The sequence below is a fragment of the Pararhodospirillum oryzae genome (assembly GCF_007992075.1).
Lineage (GTDB): Bacteria > Pseudomonadota > Alphaproteobacteria > Rhodospirillales > Rhodospirillaceae > Pararhodospirillum > Pararhodospirillum oryzae.
In genome coordinates this window covers 24,447-40,563 of record NZ_BJZO01000036.1, presented here as the reverse complement: position 1 = coordinate 40,563, position 16,117 = coordinate 24,447, and the positions used below count along the sequence as shown (strand labels likewise).

12 protein-coding genes and 1 tRNA gene are annotated in these 16,117 nt (G+C 69.3%); 6 read left to right on the top strand and 7 right to left on the bottom strand.

Annotated elements, in window-relative coordinates:
- Window positions 1-26: 26 nt before the first annotated feature.
- Both ROR02_RS07910 and ROR02_RS07905 read right to left on the bottom strand, forming a co-directional pair.
- Entirely contained in the window at window positions 27-698 is a 672-nt protein-coding gene (locus tag ROR02_RS07910) for an RES family NAD+ phosphorylase (protein WP_147163479.1), read from the bottom strand.
- A complete protein-coding gene (locus tag ROR02_RS07905) occupies window positions 695-1,075 on the bottom strand; it encodes a hypothetical protein (RefSeq protein WP_147163478.1) in 381 nt (126 codons plus the stop codon). The genes ROR02_RS07910 and ROR02_RS07905 overlap by 4 nt, the downstream gene beginning before the upstream one ends.
- 377 nt (window positions 1,076-1,452) lie before the next feature.
- Here ROR02_RS07905 and ROR02_RS07900 point away from each other — a divergent pair, with 377 nt between their 5' ends.
- The 4 genes from ROR02_RS07900 (at window position 1,453) to ROR02_RS07885 (ending at window position 4,949) form a co-directional block, all read left to right on the top strand.
- Window positions 1,453-1,968: a thioesterase family protein gene (locus ROR02_RS07900; RefSeq protein ID WP_174823019.1), complete on the top strand. Its 516-nt coding sequence runs from the start codon at window positions 1,453-1,455 to the stop codon at window positions 1,966-1,968.
- A 154-nt stretch (window positions 1,969-2,122) separates the two neighbouring features.
- Entirely contained in the window at window positions 2,123-3,439 is a 1,317-nt protein-coding gene (locus ROR02_RS07895; RefSeq protein WP_218032780.1) for a phenylacetate--CoA ligase family protein, read from the top strand.
- A gap of 243 nt (window positions 3,440-3,682) precedes the next feature.
- The gene (locus tag ROR02_RS07890) at window positions 3,683-4,387 is read left to right on the top strand and encodes a hypothetical protein (RefSeq protein WP_246135457.1); all 705 of its coding nucleotides are present in this window, start codon (window positions 3,683-3,685) and stop codon (window positions 4,385-4,387) included.
- Complete coding sequence (locus ROR02_RS07885; RefSeq protein WP_147163477.1) at window positions 4,377-4,949, top strand: class I SAM-dependent methyltransferase; 573 nt, start codon at window positions 4,377-4,379, stop codon at window positions 4,947-4,949. Before ROR02_RS07890 ends, ROR02_RS07885 begins: the two co-directional genes overlap by 11 nt.
- 48 nt (window positions 4,950-4,997) lie before the next feature.
- On the opposite strand, the gene plsY is transcribed toward ROR02_RS07885, so the two are convergent.
- From plsY to ROR02_RS07870, 3 genes are read right to left on the bottom strand one after another with little or no spacing between them, the layout of a single operon-like run.
- Entirely contained in the window at window positions 4,998-5,621 is a 624-nt protein-coding gene (plsY, locus tag ROR02_RS07880; protein ID WP_147163476.1) for a glycerol-3-phosphate 1-O-acyltransferase PlsY, read from the bottom strand.
- Window positions 5,614-6,918 carry a dihydroorotase gene (locus ROR02_RS07875; protein ID WP_147163475.1) on the bottom strand — a complete coding sequence of 435 codons (1,305 nt, stop codon included), beginning with the start codon at window positions 6,916-6,918 and terminating at the stop codon, window positions 5,614-5,616. Before ROR02_RS07875 ends, plsY begins: the two co-directional genes overlap by 8 nt.
- 1 nt (window position 6,919) lies before the next feature.
- Window positions 6,920-7,885 (bottom strand): aspartate carbamoyltransferase catalytic subunit, encoded by a 966-nt coding sequence (locus ROR02_RS07870; protein ID WP_147163474.1) that lies wholly within the window; start codon window positions 7,883-7,885, stop codon window positions 6,920-6,922.
- Between the two features lie 295 nt (window positions 7,886-8,180).
- Here ROR02_RS07870 and ROR02_RS17395 point away from each other — a divergent pair, with 295 nt between their 5' ends.
- Window positions 8,181-8,312 carry a hypothetical protein gene (locus tag ROR02_RS17395; protein WP_281291015.1) on the top strand — a complete coding sequence of 44 codons (132 nt, stop codon included), beginning with the start codon at window positions 8,181-8,183 and terminating at the stop codon, window positions 8,310-8,312.
- Here the strand turns inward: ROR02_RS17395 and ROR02_RS07865 are convergent.
- Both ROR02_RS07865 and ROR02_RS07860 read right to left on the bottom strand, forming a co-directional pair.
- A complete protein-coding gene (locus tag ROR02_RS07865; RefSeq protein ID WP_147163473.1) occupies window positions 8,278-9,189 on the bottom strand; it encodes a LysR family transcriptional regulator in 912 nt (303 codons plus the stop codon). The genes ROR02_RS17395 and ROR02_RS07865 overlap by 35 nt on opposite strands.
- Window positions 9,190-9,215: 26 nt before the next feature.
- Window positions 9,216-9,291 (bottom strand) — tRNA-Ile (locus ROR02_RS07860).
- Window positions 9,292-9,495: 204 nt separating this feature from the next.
- On the opposite strand from ROR02_RS07860, the gene ROR02_RS07855 reads away from it, so the two are divergent.
- Window positions 9,496-15,921, top strand: a complete 6,426-nt coding sequence (locus ROR02_RS07855) for a DUF3320 domain-containing protein (protein WP_147163472.1) — start codon at window positions 9,496-9,498, stop codon at window positions 15,919-15,921.
- Window positions 15,922-16,117: the final 196 nt, after the last annotated feature.

The following is a 16,117-nucleotide window of genomic DNA, read 5'->3' as shown; positions in this document are numbered from 1 at the left end:
TCCAAAAAGCCGGAACGCCCTGAATGTCACCGTAGGCCGTGGGGCTGCCGGAGGCGATGGGACTTCCGAACATTTCGTCCGCGTGGACCTCTTGGCCTTGCGCTGGGCTGCGGGGGCGGACAGGCCAGTCCGTAGTCCTCCGCCAGCTGCCAGAACCAATCCACGTCCAGCGTCGCCTCGGCGGCACACACCCCGAGCGCGCCCGAGGCCTGATCGAACAAGGCATGACATTGGGCCGTCTCGTCATGCCGGGCGGTATACGCCAGCCCATCCGCCTTCACCGGATGATCCCGCAACGCCTTCGACCACGCCTGAGGAACGTCGTAGGGTAATCCCCGGTGCGACACCTCGGCGGTCGCACCCACCACCGCCAGGCCGGGCCCCGTGAATTCGATCAAGGTCAGGGGGCGAAGCACCTCGAAACAGACATACGCCTTGCGACGCATCAAACCCGGGTCGATCAACCGCGCGCCAGGGCTGCGCAAAAAGGTTTCGGCGAAGGCCCCGGCGCGCTCCCGGGCCACGTACAGCACGCCATAGCTCCCATCCGGGGCGTTGAACCGGCCTTCCCGCGATCGATCGAAATACAGCGCGCCCAACCCGGCCGGATGAAACCGATGAAGCCGTGTCCCCTCGGGAAGAGTGATCCGCCTTGGCGTGCGCGTGGCGAGATCGGCCGGGGGCCGGGGCGTTGTCACGCGCCTTGAACCCCGACCCGCCGGGCCGACTCGATCACCCGATCGACGTCGCCCCGCCGCAGCACCTCCACCGGCGCTTCGTTCTCAAGGCGCTGATCCGGGTTGACCAGAAAACTCAAGACAGACCAGGGGCTGTCAAAATCCAGGGCTTCCTGGACTTCCTTGAGCCCCTGCACCACCGACCCATCCGGGTTGAATTGGACGGCCGGATAGCGAGGCCGATTGCCGGGCCCCGGGACGGCCAGAAGCTGCTTTTCCCGAACCAGCTTTTCAACACGTTGCCGGCTGACATCGTGCATCAGTGTCTGCACCTGGGCCAGATCGAAAGTGCCACCGGCCGCCACCAGGTCCGCTCTGGCGACCTCGGCCCCCCGCAACAGGGCCCGCGCCCGAGGCCCCGGGGCGAAGGCGTCCGCATTCAGGCTGGATGAAAGGTGTAATGTTTCTTGAATTAATATTCTCGTTATTGTTGTTTTTCCAATCATCCCACCGAACGACTGACCCAAACGCTTATGCTCTCGGGATACCGTATACCCGACTTTCAGATTTCGGTGGATAGCGGAGGTTTTCCGGGGTGCCCTGCCCATGCTCGATCTCCCGTTCCATAAAGGAACGATGGGGGCGGGACCATCACCTGTCAACGGAGACACCTTGGACATCCTCGCCGCCTCCCCGCCCCATATTCCGCATTGCCATACCATTTTTCCTCCCCTACCTTTTTCGGGATCCCTTTTCCTTGCGCGAGGACCGGCCCATGACCGATTCCCCGATCCCGACCCCGGGCGCCCTGCCCCAGCCTTGCGTTTCCGCCGCTTCGCCGGCCGTGCCCCCTGTGGAAACGGGGGTCACGTTGAGCCGGCCGCTTAGCGTCGATGCCTCGCGCACCGTCACCTTCCTGGGCGAGGACCTGCGGGTGTACGCGACCTACGCCCTGATTCGCGATCTGGAATATGCCTGCCGCGACCTTCTGGTGGGCCATCTGCCCGCCGGCTGGGATTCGGTGGGCACGCAGGTGAACCTGGATCACAAGGCGGCCTCGCCGCTGGGCGCGCGGGTGCGCCTGGGCGTGACCCTGGCCCGGGTGGAGGGCGCGCGGGTGACGTTCGCGGTGCAGGCGCACGACGAGGTTGGCCTGATCGCCGAGGGCAGCCACGAGCGTTTCATGGCCCCCGTCGACTCCTTCGCCCGGCGCCTTCAGGCCCGGGCCCGTCCCGCCGCCCCGCCGCCGCCCTCCCCCAAGCCGGCCCAGGGCCTTGGCGCGGTTTTTTGACCAAAACGGGACACGACAAAATGGACGATCAGGGCCGCAATGGGCTATGCAGGCGGTTCTTCTCGCGCGCCCACCCGGGACGCGCTCGCTGCTCGCCCGACCAGAGGGCCACCGAGCCCTGGCGGGCCTTCCGATACCAAAGAGGGGGGATTCCATGACCAGCACACCCGGAGACGGTTCCATGTTCGACCCGCAAGCGGAAGCAATGCCGCGCGAGGATCTGGCCCGTCTTCAATTGTCGCGACTCAAGGAAACCCTGGCTCACGCCTACGCCAACGTTCCCCACTACCAGCAGAGCTTCAAGGCGGCCGGCGTCACGCCCGACGATCTGACGACGCTGGAGGACCTGGCCCGATTCCCCTTCACGGTCAAGGACGACCTGCGCCGGGGGTATCCCTTCGGCATGTTCGCCGTGCCCCGCGAGCAGGTGGTGCGCCTGCATGCCTCGTCGGGCACCACCGGGCGCCCGACCGTGGTCGGCTACACGCCCGAGGACATCCACACCTGGGGCACCTTGATGGCCCGCTGCCTGCACTCGGCAGGCGCGCGCCCGGGCGATATCCTGCACAACGCCTATGGCTACGGCCTGTTCACCGGTGGCCTGGGCGCCCACTACGGGGCCGAGCACCTGGGCTGCTCCGTGGTGCCGATGTCGGGCGGCAACACCGAAAAGCAGGTGATGCTGCTCGATGACTTCGGGGCCAACGTCTTGTGCTCCACGCCTTCCTATGCGCTCAACATCGCCGAGGAAGCCGAGCGCAAGGGCGTTGATCTGAAGAACGGCCCCTTGCGCGTGGGCCTGTTCGGGGCCGAACCCTGGTCGCAGGCCATGCGCCACGAACTGCAAGAGCGCCTGGGCATCCGCGCCATGGATGTGTACGGCCTTTCCGAGGTCATGGGCCCGGGCGTCGCGTGCGAATGCTCGGAGCAGGTCGGCCTGCACGGCTGGGAGGATCATTTCCTGTTCGAGGTCATCGACCCCGAAACCATGCAGCCGCTCCCCATGGGCGAACAAGGCGAACTGGTCATCACCACGTTGACCAAGAAAGCCCTGCCGATGGTCCGCTACCGCACGCGCGACATTACCCGCCTGATCGATACGCCGTGTCCGTGCGGACGCACCCATGCCCGCATCCTGCGCGTGACCGGGCGCAACGACGACATGCTGATCATTCGCGGCGTCAACGTGTACCCGTCGCAAATCGAATCGGTGATGATCGGCCGCCCGGGTCTGTCGCCCCACTATCAGCTTGTCTTGCAGCGCGAAGGCACCCTCGACAGCCTGACCGTCGAGGTCGAGGCCCAGGAAGGCCTGGATCCCGCCACCTACGAGGCCCTCGGCCAGCAGGTGCGCCATACCATCAAGTCGTTGATCGGCGTGACCACCCGGGTCGTCGTCCTCAGCCCCGGCGAACTGCCGCGCTCCCAGGGCAAGGCGCTGCGCGTGCGCGACCTGCGCCGCAAGGACTAAGCCACCGCTTTTCCGCTGCCCGCCCTCCGGGGAACACGGGCAGCGGCACTTGCGGATCCAAGGCATTGGGGTCTGGGGCCCGCTGGCCCCAGCGGGGACTGGGGCGGAGCCCCAGGAAAGAGAAAGGTCCCCTGTCGTGTCCCGTGACCGGATCCAGGCACGATGCTCCAATTCTTTCTTTTTGCGTTCGACTGATCCGAAAAGCGGTTCCCGGTTTTCGGATCTCACTCCAGGGGTCCCCGCGTGTCCGCTCTTCCCCGCCTGATCCTGGCCACCGGCTACGACGACGGCTTCGCGCCCCTGGGCGATCTGGCCGCCGGCCGCCTGCGGGCGTGGGGGGCGCGCCTGGGGGTGCCGGTGCATGTGGAGCGCGCGCTGGATACCGGCCGCCCCCCGGCCTGGGCCAAGATCGCCATTCTGGGCGCGCTCCTGAACGGCGCCACCGACTGGGTGCTGTGGGTGGATGCCGATGCCCTGGTCTTGCGTCTCGACGCCGATCCGCGCCCGCTGCTCGACCCCGGCCGCGACCTGTGGCTGGCCTGTCATCACCAGTGGGTGCACCCCATGCCCGGCATGGCGGTGCGTTTCGACGTGCCCAACACCGGCGTGATGGCCCTGAAGGCCTCGGACTGGACGCGGGATTTCCTGGCCCGGGTGTGGGCCGCCGAGCGCTGGCTGAACCATCCCTGGTGGGAAAACGCCGCCGTCCTGGAACTGATGGGCTACCATCGCCTGCTGGATCCCGAGGCCCGCAACGCCCCCGATCCGGCGGTGATGGACAAGATTGGCTGGCTGGACTGGGCCTGGAACAGCGTGCCCGACCTGTGCGAGGTGCCCGATCCCGTCATCCGCCACTACACCCGGCGCGGCTCCCTGGCCGAGCGCCTGGCCGAGATGCGCCGGGACCTGGAAACCGTGGAACGCGACGGAGGCGACGATGCGCCTTAACCTGGGCTGCGGGGGACACCACCGGGAAGGCTGGATCAATGTCGATCGCGCCGCCGCCCTCGCCCCCGATCAGGTGGTGGATCTGGAAACCACGCCCTGGCCGTGGCCCGACGACAGCGTGGATGAAATCCTGCTCTCGCACGTGCTCGAACACCTGGGCGAAACCCCGCGGGCTTTTCTTGCCGTCATGGGCGAGCTGTGGCGGGTGTGCCGGAACGGGGCCCGGATCACCATCGTGGTGCCTCATCCCCGCCACGACAGCTTTCTGAACGACCCCACCCACGTGCGCCCGATCACGCCCGAGGGACTGGTGCTGTTCGATCACGCCCGCAATCTCGCCTGGCAGGCCGAGGGGATTGGCAACAGCCCGCTGGGCCTGATCTTGGGGATTGACCTGGAAGTGACCGGCCTGGCCCACGACCTGGAAGAGCCCTGGCTGTCCCAGGCCCAGGCCGGCACCTTGGACCGCGCGGCCCTGATCGCGGCCGAAAAGCAGTTCAACAACGTGATCCGCCAGACCACCTTGGAGATCCGTGTTCACAAGCCGGTGCGGCGCGGCTGACCGCCCCCCGGCAAGGGGCGCGGGTCAGCCGCGTCTTGCCCTCCGGGCTCAGGAGGCGGCCTTCTTCTGGCCGATGCGGCTTTCCTCGCCCTTCAGCAGGCGGCGAATGTTCTCGTGGTGACGGATCCACGCCAGCACGGCCAGCAGGAAGAAAATCCCCACGTGGGCCGGGGTGGCCAGGAACGCGGCGTACACCGGGGCCAGGGCCAGGGCGATCAAGGCCGCGAGCGAGCTGTAGCGGAACAAGGCCGCCACCGCGACCCAGGTGAGGCAGGCGGCCAGACCGACGGGCCACGCGGTGGCCAGCAGGGTTCCCAAGGTGGTGGCCACGCCCTTGCCGCCACGAAAGCGCAGCCAGACAGGGAAGTTATGGCCCAGCACGGCCAGCGCGCCGGCCAGCAGGCCGGGCCAGGGGCCCGCCTCGGGACCGGCGATGGCCCCGGCGATCAAGGCGGCGATGGCGCCCTTGGCGGAATCCAGGATCAAGGTGGCGAGGGCCAGATCCTTGCGCCCGGTGCGCAGCACGTTGGTGGCCCCGATGTTGCCCGAGCCAATGGCGCGCACGTCGCCCAGGCCGGCCAGCCGCACCAGCACCAGGCCAAACGGCACCGATCCCAGGCCATAGCCGGCGACGGCGCACACAAGCAGGAAGATCCAGGACGGGTCAGTCATCGGGCGTGAACACCGTTCGGCCGTCGATGACCGTGCGCAGCACGCGGCCTTGCACCGGGCGGCCATCGAAGGGAGTGTTTTTGGACTTGGACAGGAAGGCGCTGGCCACCACCTGCCAAGGGCGGTCGGGATCGAACACCACCAGGTCGGCCTTGGCGCCCGCGCGCAGGCGCCCGGCCTCCAGCCCCAGAAGGGCGGCCGGGGCCGAGGTCACGCGCGCGAGCACGTCAAGCAAAGGCAGGCCCTCGGTGTGATAAAGCCCCAGCGACACCGCGAGCAGGGTTTCCAGGCCCACCGCGCCAAAGGCGGCGGCATGGAAGGTCTGGCGCTTGGTGTCCTGGTCTTGCGGGGAATGGTCGCTGGCGATGGCGTCGATCACCCCGTCGCGCAGGCCGGCAACGATGGCCTGGCGATCGGTTTCATGACGCAAGGGAGGGGAGAGCTTGGCGAAGGTCCGGTATTCGCGCACCTCCTGCTCGTTCAAGGCAAAGTAGAAGGGCGCGGTATCGCAGGTCACGCGCAGGCCCTGTTCCTTGGCGCGGCGGATGATCTCGACGCTTTCCGAGGTGCTGATGTGGGCGGCGTGGTAGCGCCCGCCCGTCATCGCGACCAGGCGCATGTCGCGTTCAAGCAAGATGATCTCGGCTTCGCGCGGGATGCCGGAAAGACCCATGCGCGTGGCCAGCTCGCCCGCGTTCATCACCCCCCCGGCCAGGGAGGGCTCCTCGGGATGCTGCATGACCAGCAGGTCGAACGTCGCGGCGTAGGCCAGCACGCGGCGCATGACCTTGGCGCTGGCGATGGCCTTGACCCCGTCGGTAAAGGCAACGGCGCCGGCCTCGGCCATGATGCCCAGCTCGGCCAGGGCCTCGCCTTGCAGGCCCAAGGTGCACGCGCCATAGCAGTAGACCTTGGCCAGCCCGTTGAGACGGGCGCGCCGGGCCACGAACTCCAAGGTTGCCTCGTCGTCGAGGGGCGGATCGGTGTTGGGCAGGCAGACCATCGAGGTCACGCCGCCGGCGACGGCGGCCAGCCCGGCGGTGCGCATGCTTTCCATGTGCTCGTGCCCGGGCTCGCGCAGTTGCACGCGCATGTCGATCAGGCCGGGCGCGAGGCAGGCGCCCTGGCAGTCGATCACCTGGATATCGGCGGCGAGGCCGTCGGGGAAGGGGGTGGAGGCCAGCGAGACAATGCGCTCGCCTTCGGTCAGCAAGGCCCCCCGGGTGTCAAGGCCGCTGGCCGGATCAAGCAGGCGGGCATTGACATAGGCCACACGGCCGGGCTCACGATAGCCCATCTCAGGGAGTCTCCTGCTGCTCGCGGCGCAAGGTGGCGCACAGGATTTCCAGGGCGGCCATGCGCACGGCCACGCCCATTTCCACCTGTTCGCGGATCACCGAGCGGGGCACGTCGTCGGCCACGTCGGAATCGATCTCGACGCCGCGGTTCATGGGGCCCGGGTGCATGATCAGGGCATCGGGCCGGGCCAGGGCCAGCTTGTCGCGATCCAGCCCAAAATAGCGGAAGTACTCGCGCACGCTGGGCAGGAAGTTGCCCGACATGCGTTCGTTTTGCAGGCGCAGCATCATCACGATGTCGGCGTCGCGCACGCCCTCGCGCATGTCGTGGAACACCTCGACGCCCAGGCTGGCGATGCCCGAGGGGATCAGCGGCCGGGGGCCCACCACCCGCACCCGCGCGCCCATGATGGTGAGCAGGTGAATGTTGGAGCGCGCCACGCGCGAATGCATGACGTCGCCGCAGATGGCCACCGTCAGCCCGCCCAGGTGGCCCTTGTGGCGGCGGATGGTCAGGGCGTCGAGCAGGGCCTGGGTGGGGTGTTCGTGGGCGCCGTCGCCGGCGTTGATCACCGCGCAGTTGACCTTTTGCGCCAGCAGGGCGGCGGCCCCGGACTCGGGATGGCGCACCACCAGCACGTCGGGATGCATGGCGTTGAGCGTCACCGCCGTGTCGATCAGGGTTTCCCCCTTGGCGACGCTCGACGTGGCCACCTGCATGTTGATGACGTCGGCGCCCAGGCGCTTGGCCGCGACCTCGAAACTGGTGCGGGTGCGCGTGGAGTTCTCGAAAAAGAGGTTGATGACCGTGCCGCCATGCAGAACGCTGTCGGTGCGGTCCGACAACCTGGTGTTGCCGACATACGATTCGGCATGGTCCAGCAGGGCTTCGATTTCGTGGGGCAGGCGCCCCTCGATGCCCAGCAGATGGCGGTGGCGATAGGCGGTGATGGGGCTTGGTGTCATGATGGCGGACTATAGGCAAGCCCACGGCGCCGGGCAACGAAAACAGCGCCGCCGGTCGGGTGTGCTCCAACGCCCCCTGCAAGGCACACGCAAGGCGACGGGGCCCGGCGCGGGCTTCCGTCCGACGGTGGTGGGGCGGCGACGCTTTTGTGACCTTTCCGCAACACCCGACGCTTCATGGCAACAGAAGGGGCCCTGGTGTGGCGTTCGTCACTGCATCCAGGGCGAAAAAGAGCGACAAGAAAGGGACGACGGATCGATCGAAGCCAGACGCGGCGGGCAAGGAGAGACCATCATGCGCACGACCCCCTCCCCGAAGACACCCCTGGGCGGATCCATGGGCCTGGCCCTGGGGCTGGTGGCCCTGCTGCTGGTCACCGGCGGCCTGGGCCTCACGGTTGTGGCGTCGGCCAGCCTCCTGTTTTAAGAAGCTCGCGCACCGTCTCGGCCATGGCCAGGGCGGCGCGCGACGGCGCGCGATCGCGCGGCCACGCCAGCACGATGGCGCGCTGCAACGGCGGTTCGCCCAGGGGACGGGCGACCAGGGTGCCGGCGGCCAGATCGGGGGCAAAGGCCGAGGGCGCGTGCACCACCAGCCCCAGGCCGGCGTGGGCCAGCTCGCCCAGAACGCGCAGCGAATCGGCCTCGATATCCACCCGCACCACGATGCCATGACGAAAGGCCGCCTGGTCCACCAGGGCGCGAAGCCCGTGCCGCCGCCCGGGCAGCAGGATGGGCAGCTCGGCCAGCGCCCGAACCGGCACGCAATCGCTGCCCCCGGGCATCTGGTCGGGGCGCCCGATCAGGGCCAGATCCTCGGTCAGCAGCGCTTCCTGGGCCAGGGCCGGACTGGCGGCCTGGGCGTAGAGCAAGCCGACATCGATCCAGCCCGACAGCAGGCCCTCCTGCACCACGCCCGAGAGTTCCTCGACCAGGCACAGCCCGACCAGGGGATGGTGCTCGCGAAAGCGCCGCACCAGGGGCGCGGTCAGGCGAACGCCGACGCTGGGCGGCAGGCCCACGGTGACACGTCCGGTCACCTGGGAGCGGCGCACCCCCATGGCGCGGCGCGCGCCGTCGATGGCTTCCAGGATGGCGCGGGCATGCTCGACCAGCACCAGCCCGGCCTCGGTGGGCTCGGCGCCCCGGCCCGTGCGGCGCAGCAGGATTTCGCCGGCCTCGTCTTCCAGCAGATGGATCTGCCGCGACAAGGCCGGCTGGGTCAGATTGACGCGCTCGGCCGCCGCGCTGAAACTCCCGGTTTCAACGATGTGCAGGAAGGCGCGCAGATGCCTGGGATCCATGACTGGACTCCCAAAGACGGGGGAAATGGTGGGCCCGGCAGGACTCGAACCTGCAACCAGACGGTTATGAGCCGCCAGCTCTGACCATTGAGCTACAGGCCCCCCGGCCCAACTCTCCATAGCCGACCGCCCGTCGAAACGCAAGGGGAAGGGGTGGGAACGTCGTGAACGGGCCCGGCGCGGAAAAACGCTCCTCCTTTGGAAAAAAACGATATAAGATAAAGGTTTATTTGGATGGATTCTGGCGTTCCGCGTTGCCTGGAATCCGCCGGACCTGAGGACCATCAGATAACGAGGCATGTGGGAATGGCCGATCCTTCCGTGAATACCGCGCCCCTCCGGATCGAGATTGCCCTGACCCCCCGGCTCAATCTGGCTTTTCTGCACAATGCCATTCCGTTCCTGCGCGATGCCGTTCTCGTCAACGACACGAAAACGCGGCTGGACGACGTTAGCTTGGCCCTGTCGTCGGATCCCCCTTTTCTGGAGCCGCGCGCGTGGCACCTGGAAGCGCTGGCCCCCGGCGAGGAGCGGCGCCTGGGGGATCTGGAGGTTTCCCTGGCCCCTGGCCCGTTGTCCCGGCTGACCGAGCGCGAAACCGCCAAGGCAACCTTCATCCTCAGCGCGCGCGGCACCGAGGTGGCGCGCCGGACCGACCTCATCGAGCTTTTGCCCCGCGACCATTGGAGCGGCCTGGAACACGTGCCGGAAATGATCGCGGCCTTTGTTCAGCCCAATGAACCGGCCCTGGCCTCGGTGCTGGTCGACACCGCCTGGGTGCTCAGTGCCCACGATCGCCCCAGCGCGCTCACGGGCTACGACGGCGGCCCGCGACGCGTCTGGGAACTGGCCTCCGCCTTGTGGAGCGCGCTGTCCTCGCGCGGCCTGATCGACAGCCTGCCCCCCGCCGGCTTCGAACAGGCCGGGCAGAAGGTGCGCGCGGCCCGCCAGGTGCTGGAGGGACGGCTGGCCACCTGCCTGGACCGCGCGGTGCTGTTCTGCGCGGCCCTGGAGCAGATGCACCTTCACCCCCTGCTGGTGTTCACCGAGGGGCACGCCCTTGCCGGCGTGTGGCTCCACCCCCAGGAATTCGCCACCCCGGTCATTGACGATGTCACCGCCTTGCGCAAGCGGGTGGCCCTGCGCGAAATCGTCTTGTTTGAAACCACCTTGATCACCCATGCCCCCCCGCCTTCCTTCGGCGTCGCGACCGGGGAAGGGACCCGCCAGATCCAGGAAAACGCGCCCCGGCCGTTCGTCATGGCGGTGGACATCCGCCGGGCCCGCCTGATGGGCCTGCACCCCCTGGCCAGCGTGGAAAACACGGCCGCGCTCCCGGCTCCCGCCGCTCCCGGGTCCGAGGCCGCCCGCGCGCCCGCCGCCGCCTTCGACCCCGCCCCCGACGTGTTCGACGGCCCCGATCCGGGGGCCGGCGCGCTCAACGGCCCCGCCCTCCCCCCGACCACGGCCCCCGACACGCCCGAAGGCCGCCTGACCCGCTGGCAACGCAAGCTGCTGGACCTGTCGCTGCGCAATCCGCTGCTCAACCTCACCCGGGGCCGCACCTTCGTGCGCCTGATCGCTCCCGATCCGGGCCTGCTGGAGGATCTTCTTGCCGATGGGGCGGCCTTGAAGGTGGAGTCCGCCCCCGACCTGACGCGTGGCGCCGCCCCGCGCGAGCCGTCCCCCCCCGGGAGCACCGCCGACAAACTGGCCCTGGAGGCCCTGAGAAGCGGCAAGATCCAAAGTCCCCTGCCCAAGGCCGAGTTGGAAACCGCCCTGGTGAGCCTGTACCGGCAAGCGCGCACCGCCTTGCAGGAAGGGGGCGCCAACACCTTGTTCCTGACCTTGGGTTTCCTGAGCTGGACCCCGCGCGACGGCCGCCACCAGGATCCCTGCCGCGCGCCCTTGCTGTTGATGCCCGTGGTCCTGGAACGCCGTAGCGTGCGCTCGGGCTTCACGATGCGCCGGCACGAGGAGGACACCCTTCTCAACCCGACCCTGGTTCAGCTGCTGCGCCAGGATTTCGACCTGGCTCTTCCCCTGGACGAAGGCAACCTGCCGCGCGACGAGCACGGCCTGGACCTGGATGCCATCTGGCGGGCCGTGCGCCACGCGATCAAGGACATCCCGGAATGGGACCTGAGCCCCGAGGTGGGGCTGTCGTCCTTTTCCTTTGGCAAATTCCTGATGTGGAAGGACCTGTGCGCCCACGCCAGCCGCCTGGGCCATAACCGGCTGGCGCGCCATCTGATCCAGTCCCCCCGCGAGCCCTATCCCGACACCCGCCCCTTTCCCGACCCCCGGCGCCTGGACCAGGACGTTCCGCCCGAGGATGTCTTCTGTCCGCTGCCCGCCGATTCGTCGCAGCTTTCGGCGGTGCTGGCGGCGGCCCAGGGGCTGGATTTCGTTCTCATCGGCCCGCCCGGCACGGGCAAGAGCCAGACCATCGCCAACCTGATCGCCCATGCCCTGGCGCAGGGGCGCACCGTCTTGTTCGTTTCCGAGAAGATGGCGGCGCTGGACGTGGTGTACCGGCGCCTGAAGGCGGTGGGCCTGGGGCCGTTCTGCCTGGAGCTGCACTCCAACAAGGCGCGCCGCCAGGATGTTCTCGACCAGCTGCGCGAGGCCTGGGAACGGCGCGACAGCCAGGCCCCCGGGGACTGGCCCTATCAGGTCAAGCGCCTGCAGACCCTGCGCCAGGAACTGGACCTTTACGTGGAGCGGCTTCACCGGCCGGGATCGTGGGGGCTCACGCCGTTCCTCGCCATGGGCCGGGTGGTGGCCGGACGCGACCTGCCACGGCTGGGGCTGTCGTGGCCCTCGCCCGATGCCCATGACCGGGCCGCCTATCAGGCCTTGGCCGACCGGGCCCATGATCTGGGATTGCTGGCGCGGCCGTTCCTGCCTGGTCCGGACGAGGCCGAGCCAAACGACGGAGAGTCCGGGCCCGCCTTCTTCCAGGCCGGGGCCCTGACCTTGATCCACCACACCGAATGGTCGCCCCTGTGGGAGCGCGAGGTGTTGCAAGACGCCCAGGCCCTGGCGCAGGCGGGCGCGGCCCTGGAAACGGCCCTGCATGCCTTTCGCGAGGCCGCCGGCCTGCCGGTGCTGCCCCTCGACCGCGAGGGGCGCAAGGGACTGGCGACCCTGGCTTCCCTGCTGCCCCGGGCGGGCGGACAGGACTGGAGCTTTGCCCTGGCCCCCGACGCGGCGCCGGTGCGCGAGCGCCTGGCAACCGGGCTTGCCCTGGTCGAACGCCGCCGGAAGGTGCTGGACAGCCTGCCCGCCACATGGGACCCGTCCGTCGCGCACGGGGTTCGCAAGGCGCTGAAGGCCCTTGAAGCCGGGGCACGGGCGCTGTCGGTCCTGGCGTTGCCCGTGGAGGCGCTGCCCGATTCGAAACGTGTTGCCCGGGTCCGGGCCGAGGGGAAGGCCGCGCGCCAGGCCGGATGGCTGCGCCGGGGCCCGCGCACCCGAGCCTTGATCCAAACCCTGGCCGACCTCCTGGGCCGGCCGGTCGACAAGGACCGGGCTTCGCTGCTGGTCGCCGCCCTTGTCCAGATGGACGCGGCCCGAACCCTGCTTGAAGCCCAGGCCCCCCTGCTGGAGGCGGCCGGCCTGCCGCCGTGCGACCTGGAGACTCCGCCGGCCGTTCTGACGGCGGCCGTGGCGGTGCAAGAAGCCCTGGTGGCGACCCTCGCCGGGGAACCCTGGACGGACGCGCCGGCCCTGGCCGGGGTGGCCCGGGGGCAGGCCGGGCCGACCCTGGCCGCCACCTTGGAGCGGCTGCGCGCCTTGCGCGACCTTGAGCGCGACCTTGCCGCCTTCAACGATCTGGAGGCACGCCTTCCCGGCCTGTGGCGCGGCGTGGACAGCGCGCCACAGGCCCTGCGCGAGGCCCTTGCCTTCGCCGAAGCCCTGGCCGGTGCCTTGCCCCGGCTCGCGCCGACCCCGGTCCTTCTCGCGCCGCTGACGGCGGGGGTGGCGCGGCTGCTGGGCGAGGCCAACGCCTTGCTACGGCCGGAAGGGCCGGTGCCCCGGCATGGCATCGCCCTGGAGCAGACCGCGCGCGCCTTCGACGAGGCCCTGGGCGCCTTCACCGGCCGGATCCGGGCCAAGGCGCCCCTGGCCTCGCGCTCGCTCTCCGAGGTGTGCGCGCTGGCCCGCGATCTTCAGGCCCGGCGTGCCTCGATCAAGGACTGGTGCGCCTGGCGCAAGAAGGGAAACGAGGCGGGCGCCCATGGCCTGGGGCCGCTGGTCGTGGCCCTGGAACAGGGCAAGGTGCCCCCCGCGCGCAGCCGGGAGCTTTTCGAGGCGGATTATGCGCGCTGGTGGGTGGACGCGGTGATGGAAAGCGACGCGGTGCTGCGCACGTTCAGCCCCTCGATCCACGAAGACCGCATCCAGGCCTTCCGCGACCTGGATGACCGCTACACCGAGCTGACCCGAAGCCTGATCCAGGCCCGCCTGAGCGCCGGCCTGCCCGATCCCACCTCGGTCGAAAGCGGATCGGACTGGGCGATGCTCAAGGGAGAACTGAGCCGCAAGCGCGGCCAGAAGCCCCTGCGCGCCTTGCTGCACGGCATGCCCGACGCCATGACCCGGCTGGCGCCCTGCTTGCTGATGAGCCCGCTTTCCATTGCCCAGTACCTCCCCCCCGAGACCCCGCCCTTCGACCTCGTGATCTTCGACGAAGCCTCGCAGATCGCGGTGTGGGACGCCATCGGCGCCATGGCGCGCGGCCGGCAGGTGGTCATGGTGGGCGACCCCAAGCAGATGCCCCCCACCGATTTCTTCACCCGGGGCACGGCCGCCCCCGACGACGACGACGAGGCCGAACCCGACCAGGAAAGCATCCTTGACGAATGCCTGGGCGCGAACATGCCGGTTCTGGAACTGCGCTGGCATTATCGCTCGCGCCACGAAAGCCTGATCGCGTTTTCCAACCAGCAATACTACAACGGCAAACTGTGGACCTTCCCCTCGCCCGTCACCCGCGACCGGGCGGTCACGTTCCACCCCGTTGACGGGGTGTATGAACGCGGCGGCGCCCGCGTCAACCGGGCCGAGGCCATGGCCCTGGTCGCCGATCTGGTCGCGACCTTGCGCGCCACCCCGCCGGGCGAGGATCCTCCCAGCATGGGCGTGGTCACCTTCAACAGCCCGCAGCAGCAGCTGATCGAGGACCTGCTGGACACCGAGCGCCAGCGCGACCCCACCTTGGAGCCGTTCTTCGCCGAGGATCGGCCGGAACCGGTGTTCGTCAAGAACCTGGAAAACGTGCAAGGCGACGAGCGCGACCTGATCTATTTCTCGGTCACCTTCGGTGCCGACAACCTGGGCATCGTTTCCGGCAATTTCGGCCCGCTCAACCGCATGGGCGGAGAACGCCGGCTCAACGTGGCCGTCACCCGGGCCCGCGAGCGGCTGAAGGTGTTTTCCAGCCTGGAACCCGCCCAGATCGACCTGGGGCGCGTCAACGCCACGGGCGTGCGCGACCTGCGCTTGTTCCTGGACATGGCACGGCGGGGCCCGGCGGCCCTGGCCGGGGCGATCCAAGGCAGCGTGGGCGGATACGACTCCCCCTTCGAGGAAGCGGTGGCCCAGGCCCTGGCGGCCCGGGGCTGGCAGGTTCATCCCCAGGTCGGGGTGTCGCGCTTTCGCATCGACCTGGGCATCGTGGACCCCGACGTGCCCGGCTCCTACCTCGCGGGGCTGGAATGCGACGGCGCCACCTACCACCGCAGCGCCACCGCCCGCGATCGCGACAAGCTGCGCGAACAGATCCTCGTCAACCTGGGTTGGAATATCGTCCGGTTGTGGTCCCCCGACTGGTGGCACGACGCCGAACAGGCCCTGGACACGGTGGAACGGCGCCTGCACGCCCTCCTGGAAGAGGCCCGGGCGCGGCGCGCCGAGGCCGAGGCGGCGCGCAAGGCCCGCGCGGCCGCGCGGCCCGCGCCCGCCGTGGCTCCTCCCCCCGCTCCGCCAGCCGGCACCGCGCCCGGGCCCGCCGGCGGGATCCTCCCCGCCTCTTCCTCCCTTCGGGAGCCCGGCACCCCGGCCGCGCCCGCGCCGGAACCCGAGATCGGGGCGCCCGCCCCGGAACCCGAGATCACGGCGCCCGCCCCGGAACCCGAGATCACGGCGCCCGCGCCGGAACCCGAGATCACGGCGCCCGCGCCGATGCCTCCCGGGGTGCCCCCCCGGGCCTCCAGCCTCCTGGCCCAGGATCCGGTCGCGTTCCACGCGCCAGCCTATGACCCGGTGCTGCTGGAAATGCTCCACGAAATCGTGACCGGCGAGGGACCGGTGCGCGATCGCGTGCTGGCCCACCTGGTCGCGCGCCGGCACGGATGGGACCGCACCAGCCCCCGCCTTGCCTACCGGGTGATGGCCCTCGCGCGCCGGCATTTCCAGGTCATCCCGGAAGAAGATGGCGACGGCGTTTTCGTGTGGCCGAAAGAGATGACCCCGGGATTCTGCCCCGCCTTCCACCCCCCCGCCGACGGCGAAATCCGCCCGATCGACACCATTTGCCTTGCCGAACTGGTGGCCCTGGCCCGCGAGGTCCGGGAAAGCGCCCGGAACGAGGAGGATCCCGTGCTTCTCATGGCCCGACGCTGCGGCCTTCAAACGCTGCAAGAACCCGCCCGCGCCCGCCTGGAAAAGGCCTGGAACGCCCTGCGACGGGCCGGTTCAGAGGAAGAAAACCCGGCGCCGCTATAGGCATGGCATGTGTGGACGACCGCCTGGATGCAAGGGGAAACTGACGCGGCGGCTCTTTCGGAAAGGCGGTGAGTCCCGGTATGATGAGGGCCCCTCGACACGCGATGGAGGCATGACGACGGGATGCTGGCTGGAACCGAACCGGGCGCCCCCCTCGCGTGCCCCCCCCGCCGGCATGACCGCGAGGCCCTTTCCG

Excerpts from the sequence above, each read along its gene's own strand:
- ROR02_RS07900 (WP_174823019.1), top strand. The coding sequence starts at position 1,453 with ATGACCGATTCCCCGATCCCGACCCCGGGCGCCCTGCCCCAGCCTTGC.
- ROR02_RS07895 (WP_218032780.1), top strand. The coding sequence starts at position 2,123 with ATGACCAGCACACCCGGAGACGGTTCCATGTTCGACCCGCAAGCGGAA.
- ROR02_RS07885 (WP_147163477.1), top strand. The coding sequence starts at position 4,377 with ATGCGCCTTAACCTGGGCTGCGGGGGACACCACCGGGAAGGCTGGATC.
- plsY (WP_147163476.1), bottom strand. The coding sequence starts at position 5,621 with ATGACTGACCCGTCCTGGATCTTCCTGCTTGTGTGCGCCGTCGCCGGC.
- ROR02_RS07875 (WP_147163475.1), bottom strand. The coding sequence starts at position 6,918 with ATGGGCTATCGTGAGCCCGGCCGTGTGGCCTATGTCAATGCCCGCCTG.
- ROR02_RS07870 (WP_147163474.1), bottom strand. The coding sequence starts at position 7,885 with ATGACACCAAGCCCCATCACCGCCTATCGCCACCGCCATCTGCTGGGC.
- ROR02_RS17395 (WP_281291015.1), top strand. The coding sequence starts at position 8,181 with ATGCGCACGACCCCCTCCCCGAAGACACCCCTGGGCGGATCCATGGGC.
- ROR02_RS07865 (WP_147163473.1), bottom strand. The coding sequence starts at position 9,189 with ATGGATCCCAGGCATCTGCGCGCCTTCCTGCACATCGTTGAAACCGGG.
- ROR02_RS07855 (WP_147163472.1), top strand. The coding sequence starts at position 9,496 with ATGGCCGATCCTTCCGTGAATACCGCGCCCCTCCGGATCGAGATTGCC.